The organism is Streptomyces sp. NPDC090032 (assembly GCF_044748025.1).
Classification (GTDB): Bacteria; Actinomycetota; Actinomycetes; order Streptomycetales; family Streptomycetaceae; genus Streptomyces.
Map to the genome: position 1 here is coordinate 1 of NZ_JBIVFF010000010.1, position 16,061 is coordinate 16,061.

The 16,061-nt window shown below is 70.7% G+C and carries 11 protein-coding genes and 1 pseudogene; 9 read left to right on the top strand and 3 right to left on the bottom strand.

The genetic code is table 11. The annotated features are described in order from the left end of the window. Window positions 1–495: 495 nt before the first annotated feature. Together ACIPWY_RS24500 and ptsP are read left to right on the top strand one after the other, a co-directional pair. Window positions 496–945: a PTS glucose transporter subunit IIA gene (locus tag ACIPWY_RS24500; RefSeq protein ID WP_362908917.1), complete on the top strand. Its 450-nt coding sequence runs from the start codon at window positions 496–498 to the stop codon at window positions 943–945. A gap of 74 nt (window positions 946–1,019) precedes the next feature. Then, window positions 1,020–2,690 (top strand): phosphoenolpyruvate--protein phosphotransferase, encoded by a 1,671-nt coding sequence (gene ptsP, locus ACIPWY_RS24505; protein WP_362909051.1) that lies wholly within the window; start codon window positions 1,020–1,022, stop codon window positions 2,688–2,690. 62 nt (window positions 2,691–2,752) lie between these two features. Here ptsP and ACIPWY_RS24510 read toward each other — a convergent pair whose 3' ends face one another. Both ACIPWY_RS24510 and ACIPWY_RS24515 read right to left on the bottom strand, forming a co-directional pair. After that, the gene (locus ACIPWY_RS24510) at window positions 2,753–3,655 is read right to left on the bottom strand and encodes a hypothetical protein (RefSeq protein ID WP_393705876.1); all 903 of its coding nucleotides are present in this window, start codon (window positions 3,653–3,655) and stop codon (window positions 2,753–2,755) included. Window positions 3,656–3,733: 78 nt separating this feature from the next. Next, the gene (locus tag ACIPWY_RS24515) at window positions 3,734–5,710 is read right to left on the bottom strand and encodes an acetoacetate--CoA ligase (protein ID WP_393705877.1); all 1,977 of its coding nucleotides are present in this window, start codon (window positions 5,708–5,710) and stop codon (window positions 3,734–3,736) included. Window positions 5,711–5,924: 214 nt separating this feature from the next. On the opposite strand from ACIPWY_RS24515, the gene ACIPWY_RS24520 reads away from it, so the two are divergent. Further along, on the top strand, window positions 5,925–8,282 hold the full coding sequence (locus tag ACIPWY_RS24520; RefSeq protein ID WP_393705878.1) for a TIM-barrel domain-containing protein: 2,358 nt from the start codon (window positions 5,925–5,927) through the stop codon (window positions 8,280–8,282). A gap of 38 nt (window positions 8,283–8,320) precedes the next feature. Here ACIPWY_RS24520 and ACIPWY_RS24525 read toward each other — a convergent pair whose 3' ends face one another. Next, the gene (locus ACIPWY_RS24525; protein WP_362908923.1) at window positions 8,321–8,854 is read right to left on the bottom strand and encodes an NUDIX domain-containing protein; all 534 of its coding nucleotides are present in this window, start codon (window positions 8,852–8,854) and stop codon (window positions 8,321–8,323) included. 72 nt (window positions 8,855–8,926) lie between these two features. Between ACIPWY_RS24525 and ACIPWY_RS24530 the strand changes: the two genes are divergently transcribed. The 6 genes and pseudogenes from ACIPWY_RS24530 to glpK all read left to right on the top strand — a co-directional run bounded on the left by ACIPWY_RS24530 (window position 8,927) and on the right by glpK (window position 15,953). Further along, on the top strand, window positions 8,927–9,751 hold the full coding sequence (locus ACIPWY_RS24530; protein ID WP_393705879.1) for a M15 family metallopeptidase: 825 nt from the start codon (window positions 8,927–8,929) through the stop codon (window positions 9,749–9,751). Window positions 9,752–9,831: 80 nt separating this feature from the next. Next, entirely contained in the window at window positions 9,832–10,257 is a 426-nt protein-coding gene (locus ACIPWY_RS24535) for a Zn-ribbon domain-containing OB-fold protein (RefSeq protein WP_393705899.1), read from the top strand. Next, window positions 10,254–11,444, top strand: coding sequence for a lipid-transfer protein (locus ACIPWY_RS24540; protein ID WP_393705880.1), 1,191 nt, complete (start codon window positions 10,254–10,256; stop codon window positions 11,442–11,444). Before ACIPWY_RS24535 ends, ACIPWY_RS24540 begins: the two co-directional genes overlap by 4 nt. Before the next feature lie 106 nt (window positions 11,445–11,550). Then, entirely contained in the window at window positions 11,551–13,239 is a 1,689-nt protein-coding gene (locus tag ACIPWY_RS24545; RefSeq protein WP_393705881.1) for an EAL domain-containing protein, read from the top strand. 371 nt (window positions 13,240–13,610) lie between these two features. Next, window positions 13,611–14,364 (top strand): annotated as a pseudogene (locus ACIPWY_RS24550) (MIP/aquaporin family protein). A gap of 71 nt (window positions 14,365–14,435) precedes the next feature. Continuing rightward, window positions 14,436–15,953 (top strand): glycerol kinase GlpK, encoded by a 1,518-nt coding sequence (glpK, locus tag ACIPWY_RS24555; protein ID WP_362908933.1) that lies wholly within the window; start codon window positions 14,436–14,438, stop codon window positions 15,951–15,953. Window positions 15,954–16,061 lie beyond the last annotated feature (108 nt).

Below are 16,061 nucleotides of genomic sequence, written 5' to 3' on the forward strand. Positions count from 1 at the left end.
AGGAACGGACGCTTCCTTTGTACTCACCCGAGAGACTCTCTCAGGCTTTCCTCCGGGCAGTTTCCCTTCGGTCTTGCGTTTCCGACTCTATCAGACTCTTTCGTGTCCGATTTCCTCGGTGCCTTTCAGGTTTCCGCTCCAGCCTTTCGGCTTTCCGCGTTTCCCTTTCCGGCGGTTCAAACACTATCAGTCAATTTCCGTTGTTCTGACCGCGGGCTCCTGCGGGCATGCAGAAGTCGATCAAAGCTAGGATCTGTCGTGATGGTTGCCGCTGAGCCTTCAGGCACCCGAAGGTGCTGCTCGGCCTCAAGCAGGTGACGACAGTACATGGGGGTACACGGCAGGCGCAAATCGTTTGCGTGCACCCTCTACATCAGCCAACCGGTACCTCTCATGCGGAACCGGGACTTTTTATGACTTACTCTTCTGAAACGGTACGCCGTCCAGGACAGGCAGTGACGGTGACCATCAATCTCCACCCCTGGGAGGCTTGCCATGACCAGTGTGACGTCCCCGCTCGCCGGACGCGCCATTGGACTCTCCGCCGTTCCTGACCCGGTTTTCTCCGGTGCGATGGTCGGTCCCGGCACCGCCATCGACCCGGTGCGCGAGCCCTCCGCGGCTGTCGCGCCCGTCGACGGCATCGTCGTCTCTCTTCACCCGCACGCCTATGTAGTAGTGGACGGGGACGGCCACGGCGTTCTGACGCATCTGGGCATCGACACCGTTCAGCTCAATGGCGAGGGCTTCGAGCTGCTCGTCAACAAGGGTGACACCGTGCAGCGCGGTCAGGAGATGGTGCGCTGGGACCCGGCCGCCGTCGAAGCCGCCGGCAAGTCCCCGATCTGCCCGATCGTTGCTCTCGAGGCCACCGCCGAGTCCCTCTCCGAAGTGGTCGAGGACGGCGACGTCAAGTCCGGTGACGCGCTGTTCAGCTGGAAGTGACGCGGGCCGTCGCGGGCGGCATGCAGGTCAACCACCGCGGCGGCTGGGCCCGCCGCACTATCGGAGACGGTGAGATGGAGACAACGCTGCGAGGCGTCGGCGTGAGCCACGGTGTGGCGATCGGCGAGGTTCGGCACATGGGGACGGCGGTTCTCGAGCCGCCGGCCAAGCAGATCCCGACGGAGGACGCGGAGCGCGAGCAGGGGCGCGCCCGTCAGGCCGTGGAAGCTGTGGCGGCCGATCTGATTGCGCGCGGCAACCTGGCCGGTGGCGAGGCTCAGCACGTGCTCGAGGCCCAGGCCATGATGGCGCAGGACCCGGAGCTCATGGCCGATGTGGACCGCCGTATCGCGGTCGGCAGCACGGCCGAGCGTGCGGTGTACGACGCCTTCGCGTCTTATCGGGCGCTGCTGGCCGGAGCCGGTGAGTACCTCGCGGGTCGCGTCGCCGACCTGGACGACGTGCGGAACCGGATCGTGGCGCGACTGCTCGGGGTACCGATGCCCGGTGTTCCGGACAGCGACAAGCCTTACGTGCTGATCGCGCGGGACCTGGCTCCCGCGGACACGGCGCTGCTCGACCCGACGCTCGTGCTCGGCTTCGTGACCGAGGAGGGCGGGCCAACCAGTCACAGCGCGATCCTGGCGCGTGCGCTCGGGGTGCCGGCCATCGTTGCGCTGCCCGGTGCCGGTGAGCTCGCCGAGGGCACGGTGATCGCTGTCGACGGCAGCACCGGTGACATCTTCGTCGATCCGAGTCCGGAGAAGCGGGCCGAGTTGGAGGCTGCCTCCGCTGCGCGGAAGGCCGCGCTGGCCGCGTCGTCCGGTCCTGGTGCGACGTCCGACGGTCACAAGGTGCCGCTGCTGGCCAATGTCGGCGGTCCGGCCGACGTACCGGCCGCGCTCGAAGCCGGTGCGGAGGGTGTCGGTCTGTTCCGTACCGAGTTCCTGTTCCTGGACGACAGCAGCCAAGCTCCTTCCGAGGAGAAGCAGGTCGACGCGTACCGGAAGGTTCTCGAGGCGTTCCCCGAGGGCCGGGTCGTGGTGCGCGTCCTCGACGCCGGTGCGGACAAGCCGCTGGACTTCCTGACGCCCGCCGACGAGCCGAACCCGGCTCTGGGTGTGCGTGGTCTGCGTTCGCTGCTCGAGCACCCCGAGGTGCTGCGTACGCAGCTGACCGCGCTGGCCAAGGCTGTCGAGGGGCTGCCGGTCTATCTCGAGGTCATGGCGCCGATGGTCGCCGACCGGGCGGACGCGAAGGCCTTCGCCGACGCCTGCCGTGAGGCGGGCCTCGAGGCGAAGTTCGGCGCGATGGTGGAGATTCCGTCGGCCGCGCTGCGGGCGCGTTCGATCCTGCAGGAGGTCGAGTTCCTCTCGCTGGGGACCAATGACCTCGCGCAGTACACGTTCGCCGCCGACCGGCAGGTCGGTGCGGTGTCCCGGCTTCAGGACCCGTGGCAGCCCGCGCTGCTCGACCTGGTCGCGCTGTCCGCTGACGCTGCGAGGGCCGAGGGCAAGAGCTGTGGTGTCTGCGGTGAGGCCGCGTCCGACCCGCTGCTCGCGTGCGTCCTTACCGGTCTGGGTGTCACCTCCCTTTCCATGGGTGCGGCGTCGATTCCTTACGTGCGGACGACGCTCGCCAAGTACACGCTGGCGCAGTGCGAGCGTGCGGCCTCGGCCGCGCGTGCCGCGGACTCCGCCGAGGAGGCCCGTAAGGCCGCTCAGGCGGTGCTGTCCGGCGAGTAGCCGGAAGGCGGTTCGTTGTCGTGGGGCGCTTCACCTTCGTGGTGGAGCGCCCCACGGTCGTCTCAGTGGGTGTGCCCGCCCCCAGGGCCGGCGTCTCCGAGGTCGCGTGCGGCGCAGTAGTCGACGCCGGACTCGGGCGCGACGAGGTCGCCGGACTGGGCGTCGGTGCAGTAGGCGTCGAAGACTTCTGCCGCGGTGAGCGGTAGCAGGCGCTCGTCGCGCAGGCGCCAGCCTTGGACGCGGTCGTCCGTCTCCGGGACGGTGGTGCGCATGACCAGGCCGCCCGGGCTTCCGGTGGCGATGCCGAGGGCCAGGACCGTGGTGAACTCGAGTGCTTCCTTCTCGTCGAGTCGCACGCTGTCCTCGGTGGGGCAGTCGACGTGGAGTACCGACAGCAGTGATTCCGCGTCGGTGGGGACGCTGCACACGAGGTGATGGTCGCCTGTGCCTGCCGTGTCGAGGACCCGCGTCAGGAGATGCGAGGCGCGGGTGAAGGCGTCCCTTCCGATGTCCCGGCCGCAGTCGCCGCACGGTCCGATTCGGGCGAGGACAGACGAGGCGTACTCCCACGTGGCCTGCCGGACGGCCTCGTCGACCAGCTCGGGCAGCAGGTCGGCCAGGGGCTGTCCCGCGTAGGGGACGGTGGTGCCCATGACGGCGAGTTCGGCGGTGAAGCGGGTGCGGCTGGCGGGGGTGTCGGGTTCGAGGCCGGTCTCGGCGCAGAAGTCCGCGTACTCGTCGGGGTCGAAGAGGGCGACGGTGGTGTGTCCGCCCTGTGCGGCGAGGGCCTGGAGAAGGCTCTCCACCTGCTCGAGGTACGTGTCGTGGTCGTCGAAGGTGAAGGTGCGGTAGCTCTGCATCGCCGTGAAGTCGCGTTCGTCGGCGAGCAGGCCGATGACTCCCGCGACTTCACGGCGCAGGACGCGTCGCATGCCGGCGTGCTGGGTGTTCTGGGTGTGCGCCATGGTTCCCCCTGAGAGCTGTAGGTCAATGCTCACTCACAGTAATCGGGGGCACTGACAACGGCGGGGAACCGGGTGCGGTCAGGGGCGGTTGCGGGCGATCTCCTCGTAGAAGCGCAGGAGTTCGACGCTGTCGACCGAGCCGAGGTTGACCGCCTTTTCCAGGGGGGTGCCTTGGAGGAGGCGTTTGACGGGGACCTCGATGCGCTTGCCGGTGAGGGTGTGCGGGACGCCGGGGGCTTCGATGATGTCGTCGGGGATGTGGCGCGGGGAGAGGTTCTCGCGGATGGTCTGCTTGATGCGGGCGCGGAGGTCGTCGTCGAGTACGGCGCCGGGTGCGAGGTGGACGAACAGGGGCATCCAGTAGCCGCCGTCGGGCTGTTCCAGGCCGATGACGAGCGACTCGCGGATTTCAGGGAGGCGTTCGACGGCCTCGTAGATGTCGGCCGATCCCATGCGGACGCCCTGGCGGTTCAGGGTGGAGTCCGAGCGGCCGTGGATGACGACCGAACCGCGGGAGGTGAGGGTGATCCAGTCGCCGTGCCGCCAGACGCCGGGGTAGGTGTCGAAGTAGCTGTCGTGGTAGCGGCTGCGGTCGGGGTCGTTCCAGAAGCGGATCGGCATCGAGGGCATGGGCTTGGTGACGACGAGTTCACCGACTTCGTCGATGAGCGGTTTGCCCTGCGGATCCCAGGACTGGAGGTCCGTGCCGAGGCACGGGGCCTGGAGTTCGCCGACGTGGACGGGGAGGGTCGGGACGGCTCCGGCGAAGCAGGAGCAGACGTCCGTGCCGCCGCTGACGGAGGCGATCCAGAGGTCTTCGCGTACCTCGTCGTGCAGCCAGCGGAAGCCGTCCGGCGGGAGCGGGGAACCGGTCGTGGCGACGCACTTGACGCGGGAGAGGTCGTGGTCGCGCGAGGGGTGGACGCCGGCCTTGCGGCAGGCCATGACGTAGGCGGCCGAGGTGCCGAAGAGGGTGGCCCCGGTGCGTTCGGCGACGGCCCATTGGGCACCGGTGTCGGGATAGCCGGGACTGCCGTCGTAGACGACGATCGTGGTGCCCGTGAGGAGTCCGGAGGCGAGGAAGTTCCACATCATCCAGCCCGTGGACGTGTACCAGAAGAACCGGTCGCCGGGGCTCAGGTCGCAGTGCAGGCCGAGCTGTTTCAGGTGCTCGATGAGGATACCGCCCTGGGATTGGACGATCGCCTTGGGGAGCCCGGTCGTGCCTGAGGAGTACAGGACCCACAGGGGGTGGTCGAAGGGGACGGCTTCGAAGACGGGCTCTGTGTCGGCGGAAGTGAGCGCCGACCACTCCAGGGCCCCTTCGGGGGCGTCCGTGCCGAGCAGCGGGATGTGGACGACCGCGCGGAGGGTGGGCAGTTCGGCGCGGAGTTCGCCGACCGTGTCGCGGCGGTCGTGCTCCTTGCCGCCGTAGCGGTAGCCGTCGACGGTGAACAGGACGACGGGTTCGACCTGCTGGAAGCGGTCGAGGACGCTGCGGGCGCCGAAGTCGGGGGCGCAGGACGTCCAGACTCCGCCGACGGCCGCGGTGGCGAGGAGAGCGACGACGGCCTCGGGGATGTTCGGCAGGTAGCCGCTGACGCGGTCTCCCGGGCGTACGCCGATGGTGCGCAGTTCGGCTGCGAGCGAGCCGACCTGGCGGCGCAGTTCGGCCCAGGTCACGGGTCGGGGTTCGTGTGTCTCGTCCACGTGGAGGATGGCCGGGGTGTCCGCGCGCGCGGGGTCGGTGGCCGTACGCAGGGCGTGTTCGGCGTAGTTCAGGGTGGCACCGGGGAACCATTCGGCTCCTGGCATGGAGCGGTCGCCGAGCACGCGCGTGTAGGGGGTGGTGAACCGGATGTCGAACCAGTCGGCGACGGCCTTCCAGAACGTGTCGAGTTCGGTCACCGACCAGCGGTGCAACGCCTCGTAGCCGCCGTCGGCGGGGGCTCCGTAGTGTTCGGACGCCCAGGCCTGGAAGCGTGTGATCTGCGCTTCTGCGATGAATTCCTGGTCGGGCTTCCAGAGCGGCGTCGGATTCGCTGCGGACGGCATGGGGCGGCTCCCGGATGTACGCGTGGTGTGCGTCGGTCCCGCGCACGGGCCGGTGTGTGCGCGTGACGCGGCTGACAGGGACGATGCCACGTGATCGACTTCCGCACCAGGTCACGCCCCACATAGTCCGTGTCGTGAAGATGTGGTGCCACCACGGATGAACGGCAGTTGAACGACTCACCTTTGCACGCCCCGCGATGACAGGGTGAGCAGCATGAACGGTCGTGACCTGGTACGCGCGGTGAGGGCGGTTGGCTTGGTGGGGGCGGTCCAGGGTTTGCGGGCGGTGCGGTCCTCGTGGCGCAGGAAGCGGGCCGATGCGGCGGGTATGCGGCGCCGGGGGCCGGAGCGGGCGAGGGTGCCGGGTCCGGTGACGGGGGCCGAGCCTGCGCCCGGTGGTGGCGTCGTCCGGTTCACGCGGTCCCGGCTGCGGATCACGGTGACGGTGACGGGTGCGGTCTTCTGGGGCTGGGACGGGGCCGAACCGGAGCCGTCGTACGCGCTGGCGGGTTCTTGTCCGCAGCCGGATCCGCGGGCCGTCCTGGAGCCGGACAAGGACGGCGGCTGGCGGGTGGTGGCGGAGCGGGTGACCGTCGTCGTGTCGCGGCACGGCGCTGTCTCCGTGTGCACTCCGGGCGGTGTGGTGCTGCGGCGGGATCTGCCGCCGCGCTGGTGGGAGCCCGCGGACGGGGGCGAGGCGCGGTGGGTGCAGCGGTCCGAAGTGGCTCCCGACGCACGGTTCTTCGGGCTGGGCGGCCGGGCCTCGGGGCCTCGGCTGCGCGGCGGCGCGTACCGGCTGTGGAACACGGATCCGGGCGGTTCGTTCGGGCCGGGGGACGATCCGCTGTCCCTGACCATGCCGGTGCAGATGGTGGTCGCCGACGCGGGTACCCATCTGGTGTTCCACGACAACTCGTGGGACGGGACGGTGACGCTGGCCGAGGGCGAGGAGGGTGCCGGGTCCGGGCACGACCGGGCGGGGACGTGCGAGGTCCGGATGGAGGGCGGTCCGCTGCGCTGCTGGGTCATGGTGGGTGCCCCCGCGCGCGTGCTGCTTGCGTGGGCGTCGCTGACCGGTGCGCCCGCGTTGCCGCCGGCCTGGGCGCTCGGGTACCAGCACGCGCGCTGGGGATTCGGCGGAGACCGTGAGGTGCGGCGGATCGTCGCGGGCTACCGGGAGCGGGGGCTTCCGCTCGACGCGGTGCATCTGGACATCGATCATCTCGACGCGTTTCAGGTGTTCACGGTCGACCAGGAGACGTATCCGGGGCTCCCGCGGCTCGCCGAGGATCTTCGCGAGGACGGTGTGCGGCTGGTGTCGATCGTCGACCCCGCCGTCAAGGCGGAGGCGGGGAACGCCGTGTACGACGCGGGAGCGTCCGCGGACGCCTTCGTGAAGGATGCGGCGGGGAGGCCGGTGCGGGGCGTGGTGTGGCCGGGTGAGTCGGTGTACCCCGACTTCACCGACCGCGCGGTGCGCACGTGGTGGGGCGGTCTGTACGAGGAGAGGCTGGCCCAGGGGTTCTCGGGGTTCTGGCACGACATGAACGAGCCGGCGTCGTTCGCCGCTTTCGGTGACCCGACGCTGCCTCGCTCGGCACGGCACTCCCTGGAGGGGCGGGGCGGCGACCATCGGGAGGCGCACAACGTCTACGGGCTGTGCATGGCGCGGGCCGGCTACGAGGGGTTGCGCGAACTGCGGCCCCGGGAGCGGCCGTTCCTGTTCTCGCGCGCGGGCTGGGCGGGGCTTCAGCGCTACGGGGGGACGTGGTCCGGGGATGTGGCCACGGGGTGGCCCGGTCTGCGCGCGTCGCTTTCCCTGGTGCTGGGCCTCGGGCTGTGCGGAGTGCCGTACTCGGGGCCGGACGTCGGCGGGTTCGACGGGGATCCGTCTCCTGAGCTGTATCTGCGGTGGCTCCAGCTGGGTGCGTATCTGCCGCTGTTCCGTACGCATGCGGCGCTGCGGGCGGGGCGCCGGGAGCCGTGGGAGTTCGGTGAAGAGGCGCTGGGGCACGCGCGCGTGGCGCTCGTCGAGCGCAGGCGGCTGCTGCCGTACTTCGTGACGCTGGCTCATCTCGCACGGCGTACGGGTGCTCCGTACGTGCGCCCCGTGTGGTGGGGTGCTCCGGAGGACAGGGTGCTGCGGGACTGCGAGGACGCGTTCTTGTTGGGTGACTCCTTGTTGGTGGCTCCTGTCCTGGAGCCGGGTGCGGATCGACGGGCGGTGCGGCTGCCGCGCGGGCTCTGGTACGACACGGAGAGCGGGCAGGCGCAGGAGGGGCCCGGTCAGGTTCTGGTGGACGCGCCGCTGTCGCGTGTTCCCGTCTTCGCGCGGGCGGGCGCGGTGATCCCGGTGCGGGGCGAGGACGGGGAGCTGTGCCTCGAGGTGTGGGCTCCGGCGCAGGGGCGTACGGGCGGCGGGGTTGTCGTGCCCGACGTCGGTGACGGCTGGCAGGAGCCGGACGTCCAGCGCTACACCACGCGGTGGAGCGGCGGCAGTGTGGTGGTGGAGCGGCAGGACGAGGGCGGGCCGGCCGAGCCCGCGTACCCGGTGCGGGTCCGCGGGCTCTGAGCGTTCAGAGGGCCGGAGCGTTCGTGCGAGGGTGCGCGTCAGACGTATCGGCCCTCGAACCAGGCCTGGACGGCCAAGGTGTGGAGCGGGAAGGCGAGTTCGGCCGGGCGGCGCAGGAGGTGCCAGCCTTCGGTCTCGTCCGTCCCGGCGGGCTCGGGCAGTTCGGCTGCCGGGCGTTCCGGGAGGAGGCCGAACAGGAGCAGGTGACCGTCGGGTGAGCTCATGGCGTCGGCGAGGCGTACGTCGCGGCTCGCCGCCTCGATGCCCGTCTCCTCCTTGAGCTCACGGACGACGGCGGCGCGCCAGTCCTCCTTGTGGTCGACGAACCCGCCGGGCAGGGCGACTCCCCCGCGCGCGGGGGCGATGCTCCGGGTGATCACGACGAGAGCGGAACCGCGGCTGTCGTAGACGGCCTGGAGGGCGACCGCGACCGGCAGAGGGTTGCGGTAGCTCACATCGGCGCAGGCCGGGCACGTGCGCGGCCATCCCGAGATGTCGGGTCCGTAGGCGGTTCCACAGCTCGAACAGTGGGAATCCGGAACGGCGTTGGTTATGTGGTGGGGTGCTGACACGCCGCGGACTGTATCCGATCGCGAAGCGGCGCTCTTCCCTGGCCACCTTTGATCCTGATAGATGCAGGGTTCATGACCCGAATCGCAACCGCCGTACGCAGACTCGCCGTCACCGCTGCCGCCGTGCTCCTGTGGACCGCCACCACTCCCAGCGCCGCGCAGGCGAAGCCCGAGCCGAAGGCTCCGCCGCAGTTCGTGGCGCTTCGGGACGTCGATCCGACGATCATCCAGGAGATGCGCTACATCACTGCGCACGACTTCGTCGGGGCGCCCGTCGACGGCTACGAGAAGCCGATGTGCATTCTCACCGAGCCTGCCGCGAAGGCGCTCCACGAAGCGCAGGCAGGGCTCCTGAAGCGGGGTTACTCGCTGAAGGTGTACGACTGCTACCGGCCACAGCGGGCGGTCGACCACTTCGTGCGCTGGGCCAAGGACCTCGACGACCAGCGGATGAAGGCGGAGTTCTATCCGCAGGTCGACAAGACGCGGCTGTTCACGGACGGTTACATCGCGGAGAAGTCCGGGCACAGCCGGGGCTCCACCCTCGATCTGACCGTCGTGAAGCTGCCGGCGCTGCCCACGCGCGCGTACGTGCCCGGTGAGCGGCTGGCGCCCTGCTACGGGCCGAAGAAGGAGCGTTTCCCCGACAACTCGGTGGACATGGGCACGGGCTTCGACTGCTTCGACACGCTCGCCCACACCGACGACCCGCGGATCCAGGGGGCGCAGCGCGCGAACCGTGACCTCCTTCGGGACGCCCTGGCGGCGCAGGGGTTCGTGAACCTGCCCGAGGAGTGGTGGCACTTCACGTACAAGCCGGAGCTCTTCCCGGACACGTACTTCGACTTCCCCGTCTCCCGGCGTTCCCTGAGTGGCCGGCCCATGACACACTTCTGACGGTCCATCAGATCTGCTGGTGTTCTGGTGGCGTCGTCGGATCCAGCGCGGGAGGGGCCTTGTCGCGTACGCGCACACCTGTGGTGGCCGATTGGTTCACCGGGGAGGGAGAGGACTTCCGGCTGATCGGCACGCTCTGCTCGGCCTGCGCCTCCGTCTTCTTCCCCCGCGAGGACACCTTCTGCCGCAACCCCGGCTGCGCCGGAGGGGAGCTGCTCTCCGTGCCGCTCTCCCGGCGCGGCCGGGTCTGGTCGTACACGGACAGCAGGTACCGGCCTCCCGCACCGTACGTGTCCGATCCGGAACTTCCGTGGCAGCCCTACACGTTGATCGCTGTGGAGCTGGAGGCGGAGCGCCTGGTGGTGCTGGGGCAGGCGGTTCCCGGGCTCTCCGTGGCCGACCTGGAGGTGGGCATGGAGGTGGAGGTCGTGCCCGGCGTGCTCGACGAGGACGGGGACACGACCTGGACGACGTGGCACTGGCGGCCGACGGGGGTGGCGGCATGACGGACGACGTGGCGGTGCTCGGCGCGGGCATGCACCCCTGGGGCAAGTGGGGGCGCGGCTTCGTCGAGTACGGGACGGTGGCGGCGCGGGCGGCCCTTGCCGACGCCGGGATCGACTGGCGCGACGTGGACTCCGTCGTGGGCGCGGACACGGTGCGGGGCGGATACCCGGGCTATGTCGCGGGCGCGACGTTCGCGAAGGCGCTCGGCTGGCAGGGCGCGCGGGTCGCGAGCGTGTACGCGGCGTGCGCCTCGGGCGCCCAGGCGGTCAGCGCGGCGCGTGCGCAGATCCTCGCGGGGCTCGCCGACGTCGTGCTCGTGGTGGGTGCCGACGCCGCTCCCAAGGGGTTCTTCCGGCCTGCGGGCGGGGACCGGCACGACGATCCGGACTGGCTGCGGTTCCGGGTCCTCGGCGCGACCAACCCGGCGTACTTCGGCCTGTACGCGCGCCGGCGCATGGCCGTGCACGGGGACACGCTGGAGGACTTCGCGCAGGTCAAGGTGAAGAACGCGGCGGCGGGCGCACTCAATGCGAACGCCAGGTACCGCAAGACCGTGACGGCCGACGAGGTGGCCGCGTCGGCGGTCGTCGCCGATCCGCTGCGGCTCCTGGACATCTGCGCCACGTCCGACGGGGCGGCCGCGCTCGTGCTGTGCGGCATGGACTTCGCGCGCAAGCGCGGGGTGCGCAATCTGGTGCGGATCCGCGCGGTGTCGACGGTCACGCCGACGTATCCGAACACGGTGCTCGACCTCCCGGACATCGCCACCGACTCGGCGGCGGCCGTCGAGCCGACCGGCGTCACCTTCCGTGCCTCCATCGCGCGGGCCGCGTACGAGGAGGCCGGGATCGGCCCGGAAGAGCTCTCCCTCGCGGAGGTGTACGACCTGTCGACCGCTCTGGAGCTCCAGTGGTACGAGGATCTGGGGCTGTGCGGCGAGGGTGAGGCGGCGAAGCTGCTGAGGGAGGGCGCGACGGCGCCCGGCGGGCGCATACCCGTGAACGCCAGTGGCGGACTCGCCTCCTTCGGAGAGGCGGTCCCCGCGCAGGCCATCGCCCAGGTCTGCGAGCTGACGTGGCAGCTGCGCGGCACGGCGGGCGCGCGACAGGTGGCGGACGCGCGCGTGGGGATCACGGCGAATCAGGGACTGTTCGGGCACGGCTCGTCCGTGGTCGCGGTCCGCTGACCCGGCACTCTCCCAGGGATCCGTACGCTGCGTGGTCGGCCGAAAGGGTGCGTGAACAGCTCGTGAACTGCGCCTGGGCGCGCGCCGGGGGCGCCATTATGCTTCCGTGCCTTCCTGGACGGACGCTCTCCGTTTCGCCTTCCAGCCGGTCGTCAACCTGACGACCGGAGCCGTGGCGGCCCTGGAGATACTCGCCCGTCCGGAGGTCGGTGACGTGCTGGCACAGGCCCGGCGCGACCCCGAACTCGACGGCCGTCTTGCCGCGTTGGCGGTGCGCTCGGCGGCGCAGCGGGAGACGCTGCTGCCGCTGCACGTCAATGTGTTCGCGGGGACGGTGGCGGACCTCGGTGGTCTGGCCGCGCTGCGGGACACCGTCAGGGACGTGGGGCGGCTGCCCTGGGAGGTGACGGTCGACATCGGTCCCCCGTTCACCCACGTGCCTCACCGAGCGCTCCTGGAGGGGGTCACGGCCCTGCGCGAGGAAGGCTTCCGGGTCTGTGCGGACGGCGTCGGTGACGGCGACCTGCCCCTGCGGCTCCTGGTCGACCTGGCGCCGGACCTCGTGAAGCTCGATGCCTCACTGCTGTCGCGTCCCACGTCGGTGAGCGCGATGCGGACGCTGTGCGAGGGGCTGGGCGCGCTGCTCGCCGTCGAGGGCGTGGAGACGGAGTTGCAGTGCGGCGCCGCGCGGGAGGCCGGTGCGCAGCTGGCCCAGGGCGAGCTGTTCGCGCCGCCGTCGCGGTTGCCGGCGGCCGATGTGTACGTTCCGGCGCTGACTCCCCCGGTGGCGTCGCCGCCGCCCTCGGGGCCGCCGGTGCGCCAGTTCGTGCGGCCCGCCGCGTTGCTGCCCGCATCGGCCTCGGCGGGGCGCGTACGCGCCCTGCTCACCGGTTCTCCCGACGTGTCCGGCGTGCTCCTGGTGGACTCGGCGGGCGCACCGGTGCGCTCGGTGCAGCGGGACCGCTTCCTGTTGTCCCTGTCGGGCCGCTACGGGCATGCGCTCTACGCCGACCGGCCGGCCGCCCGCCACGGTGACCAGCCGCGCACGGTGGGTGTGGACGCCACCGCCTGGGAGGTCCTCGACGTACTCGCGGACGGCGAGCGCAGCCGTACGGCCGACGACGTCGCGGTCGTCGACAAGCGGGGCCGGTGCGTGGGCATCGTGCGGCTCGCCGATCTTGTGCGCGCGCTCGCCGAAAGCCGGGTCGAGGAGGCGGCCGCGCTCAATCCGCTGACGCGGCTGCCCGGTTCGGACGCCATCACGGGCGAGGTGGACCGGCGGATCGCGCAGGGGCGGGGGTTCGCCCTGAGCTGGCTGGACATCGACGGGTTCAAGCAGGTCAACGACGGGGCGGGGTTCGCCGCGGGGGACGATCTGATCCGTGAGGTGGGCAGGTCTCTGGAACGGGCCGCGTCGGGCACGACCAGGGTGGGTCATATCGGGGGCGACGACTTCCTGGTCCTGGCCGATCCGGACGGGCTCGATCCGCTGGCGTCCGCGGTGCTCGACGTGCCCTGGGCAGCGGGCGGGCGGCCCGTCACGATGTCGCTCGCCACGGTGCTGTGCGCGGCGGGCAGCGTCGCCGACCACCGGCAGGCGGCCGCGTCCCTGGCGCCGCTCAAGCAGGCCGCCAAGGCGCTGCCGGGGGCGAGTTGGGTCATCGGCCGGTCGGACACCCCGGGGCACGAGGTGCGGCGTGGCGTGCGCTCGCCGGCGGCCCCGGCGTCCGGGACGGCGTGGTCGGGGACCGGGCCGCGCGCGGAAGCGGAATCGGGCCGGGCAGCAGCTGGATGACGCGGGCGCGGGCCGTGCGGGCAGGTGCCGCCAACCGTTCCCGTCCACGACCTTGACGCTCCATCACGGCCGGTGAACACTTCCGGGTGTCAGTCGGCATCGCCGCACGTCGTCCCACCGCCGCTCAGGGCCCCAGCCTGTCCGTCGGGCTCCTCCTGTCGCGTTCGGGCAGGTCACGGCACTCCCCCCACCGGCGATACGAGCGGTCCGACCGAGCGGGAACGCTTGTCGCGGGCGCCGGGCGGGGCGCGGGAACCCCTGCCAGTCGGCCGTTGCAGCCGGAGCCACCCAGAACCAGCATTAGCCATGGAAAACGCACCCTGCACTGAGGACCGGGGCGTATCGCTCCGGGCGAGGGCCTAGGAGCCGCCATGAGCAATGGAGACATCTTCGTCGGTGAGGTCATCGGTACCCGCGATCCTCATTCTGTTCGGCGCCGGCGTGTGCGCCGCGGTCACGCTCAAGCATTCCAAGGCGAGAGCCTCGGGATGGGTCGTCATCGCGTTCGGCTGGGGCTTCGGCGTGCTGGCCGGGGCGTACACCGCCGCGCCGCTGTCCGGGGGTCAGCTCAACCCGGCGGTGACGATCGGCATCGCCGTGGACACCGGCAAGTGGGACAAGGTCTGGGTCTATCTGCTCGGCCAGATGGTCGGCGCGATGCTGGGCGCCGTCCTGGCCTATCTCGTCTATCTGGCCCAGTTCAACGCCAACGTCACGTCGGGGTCAGGAGACAGCGAAGCGGACGACGACGGGCCCACTCCGACGCTCGGGATCTTCTCCACGATCCCTGAGATCGACAACCCCGTGGCCAACCTGATCACCGAGATCATCGCGACCGTCGCCCTCGTGCTGCCCATCCTCGCGTTCGGGCTCACCAAGGGGCTCGGGGAATCCGGCACGACGGTGCTCGTCGTGGCTCTCCTGGTCGTCGGGATCGGTCTCTCGCTCGGCGGGCCCACCGGGTACGCCATCAACCCGGCGCGCGACCTCGGTCCGCGCATCGTGCACACGTTCCTGCCGATCCCCAACAAGGGGACGTCCGGCTGGGGTTACGCCATCATCCCGGTGGCCGGGCCGCTGATCGGCGGCGCGCTGGCGGGGCTCATCTACAACGCGGCGTTCTGACCGCGGCCGCGCCGCCACGTCGCTTCAGCGTCCCCGCGCGGGGACCTCGGACGAAGACGAAGGGGAGTCACATGCCCGACAACGAGGTGAAGTACGTCGCCGCCATCGACCAGGGCACCACGTCGAGCCGCTGCATCATCTTCAACCACGGCGGCGAGATCGTCGCCGTCGACCAGCGTGAGCACCGCCAGATCTTCCCGAAGCCCGGCTGGGTGGAGCACGACGCCACCGAGATCTGGTCGAAGGTGCAGGCCGTGGTCGCCGGGGCGCTCGCCAAGGCCGGGCTGCGGGCCGACGACCTCAGCGCGCTCGGCATCACCAACCAGCGGGAGACGACGGTTCTTTGGGACCGGGCCACGGGCAGGCCCGTGCACAACGCGATCGTGTGGCAGGACACCCGTACGTCGGCGCTGTGCAACGAACTGGGCGGGACGGACGGGCAGGATCGCTTCCGCGAGCAGACCGGCCTGCCGCTCGCGAGCTACTTCTCCGGGCCCAAGGCGGCCTGGCTGCTCGACAACGTCCCGGGGCTGCGTACGCGTGCCGAGCGGGGCGAGATCGCGTTCGGAACCATCGACTCCTGGCTCATCTGGAACCTGACCGGCGGCACGGACGGCGGCGTACACGTCACCGACGTGACCAACGCCGGGCGCACCATGCTGATGAACCTGGAGACGCTCCAGTGGGACCAGGGGATCCTGTCGGCGATGAACGTGCCGGAGGCGGTCCTTCCGGAGATCAGGTCGTCGGCCGAGGTCTACGGGACGGCCGTCGGCCAGCTCTCCGGGGTGCCGGTCGCGTCCGCTCTCGGCGACCAGCAGGCCGCGATCTTCGGGCAGGCCTGTTACGACACGGGGACGGCCAAGAACACGTACGGAACGGGCAGTTTCCTGCTGCTCAACACCGGGAACCGGCCCGTCCCTTCGAAGAACGGGCTGCTCACCACGATGGGGTACAAGATCGGCTCCGAGCCGCCCGTGTACTGCCTCGAAGGGTCGATCGCGATCACCGGCGCCCTGGTGCAGTGGTTCCGCGACCAGCTCGGGATCATCCGCACGGCCGACGAGATCGAGACGCTCGCGGCGAGTGTGAGCGACAGCGGCGGCGCCTACATCGTGCCCGCGTTCTCGGGCCTGTTCGCACCGTACTGGCGCTCGGACGCCCGCGGTGTCGTCACGGGCCTGACGCGGTACGTCACCAAGGCCCATCTGGCGCGGGCCGTCCTGGAGGCGACGAGCTGGCAGACGCGCGAGGTCGTCGACGCGATGTACCAGGACTCCGGGGTGCAGATCACGACGCTGAAGGTCGACGGCGGCATGACCAAGAACAACCTCCTGATGCAGCATCAGGCGGATGTTCTGGACGTGCCGGTGATTCGGCCGCGGGTGTCGGAGACGACGTGCCTGGGAGCCGCGTACGCCGCCGGACTCGCGACGGGGGTGTGGAACGACCTGGACGAGCTCAAGGCGCACTGGCAGCGCGACGCGGAGTGGACGCCGGCCATGGACAGCGGGACGCGTGAGCGCGAGTACCGCAACTGGCGCAAGGCCGTGGAGAAGAGCTTCGGCTGGCACGACGACGAGGCGTGAGCAGCGGCGTACGCCTCTTGTGACTCGCGCGTGGCCTTCGTGAGGGCCACGCGCGCGTGGACGACGGTCCGCACCCCGGTCGGCGAGGGTGCGGGCCGTTCCCATGCG

What these genes read in the sequence shown, in the direction of transcription:
- ACIPWY_RS24530 (WP_393705879.1), top strand. Translation starts at nt 8,927, where the DNA reads ATGACCCGAATCGCAACCGCCGTACGCAGACTCGCCGTCACCGCTGCC.
- ACIPWY_RS24510 (WP_393705876.1), bottom strand. Translation starts at nt 3,655, where the DNA reads ATGGCGCACACCCAGAACACCCAGCACGCCGGCATGCGACGCGTCCTG.
- ptsP (WP_362909051.1), top strand. Translation starts at nt 1,020, where the DNA reads ATGGAGACAACGCTGCGAGGCGTCGGCGTGAGCCACGGTGTGGCGATC.
- ACIPWY_RS24500 (WP_362908917.1), top strand. Translation starts at nt 496, where the DNA reads ATGACCAGTGTGACGTCCCCGCTCGCCGGACGCGCCATTGGACTCTCC.
- ACIPWY_RS24540 (WP_393705880.1), top strand. Translation starts at nt 10,254, where the DNA reads ATGACGGACGACGTGGCGGTGCTCGGCGCGGGCATGCACCCCTGGGGC.
- glpK (WP_362908933.1), top strand. Translation starts at nt 14,436, where the DNA reads ATGCCCGACAACGAGGTGAAGTACGTCGCCGCCATCGACCAGGGCACC.
- ACIPWY_RS24515 (WP_393705877.1), bottom strand. Translation starts at nt 5,710, where the DNA reads ATGCCGTCCGCAGCGAATCCGACGCCGCTCTGGAAGCCCGACCAGGAA.
- ACIPWY_RS24520 (WP_393705878.1), top strand. Translation starts at nt 5,925, where the DNA reads ATGAACGGTCGTGACCTGGTACGCGCGGTGAGGGCGGTTGGCTTGGTG.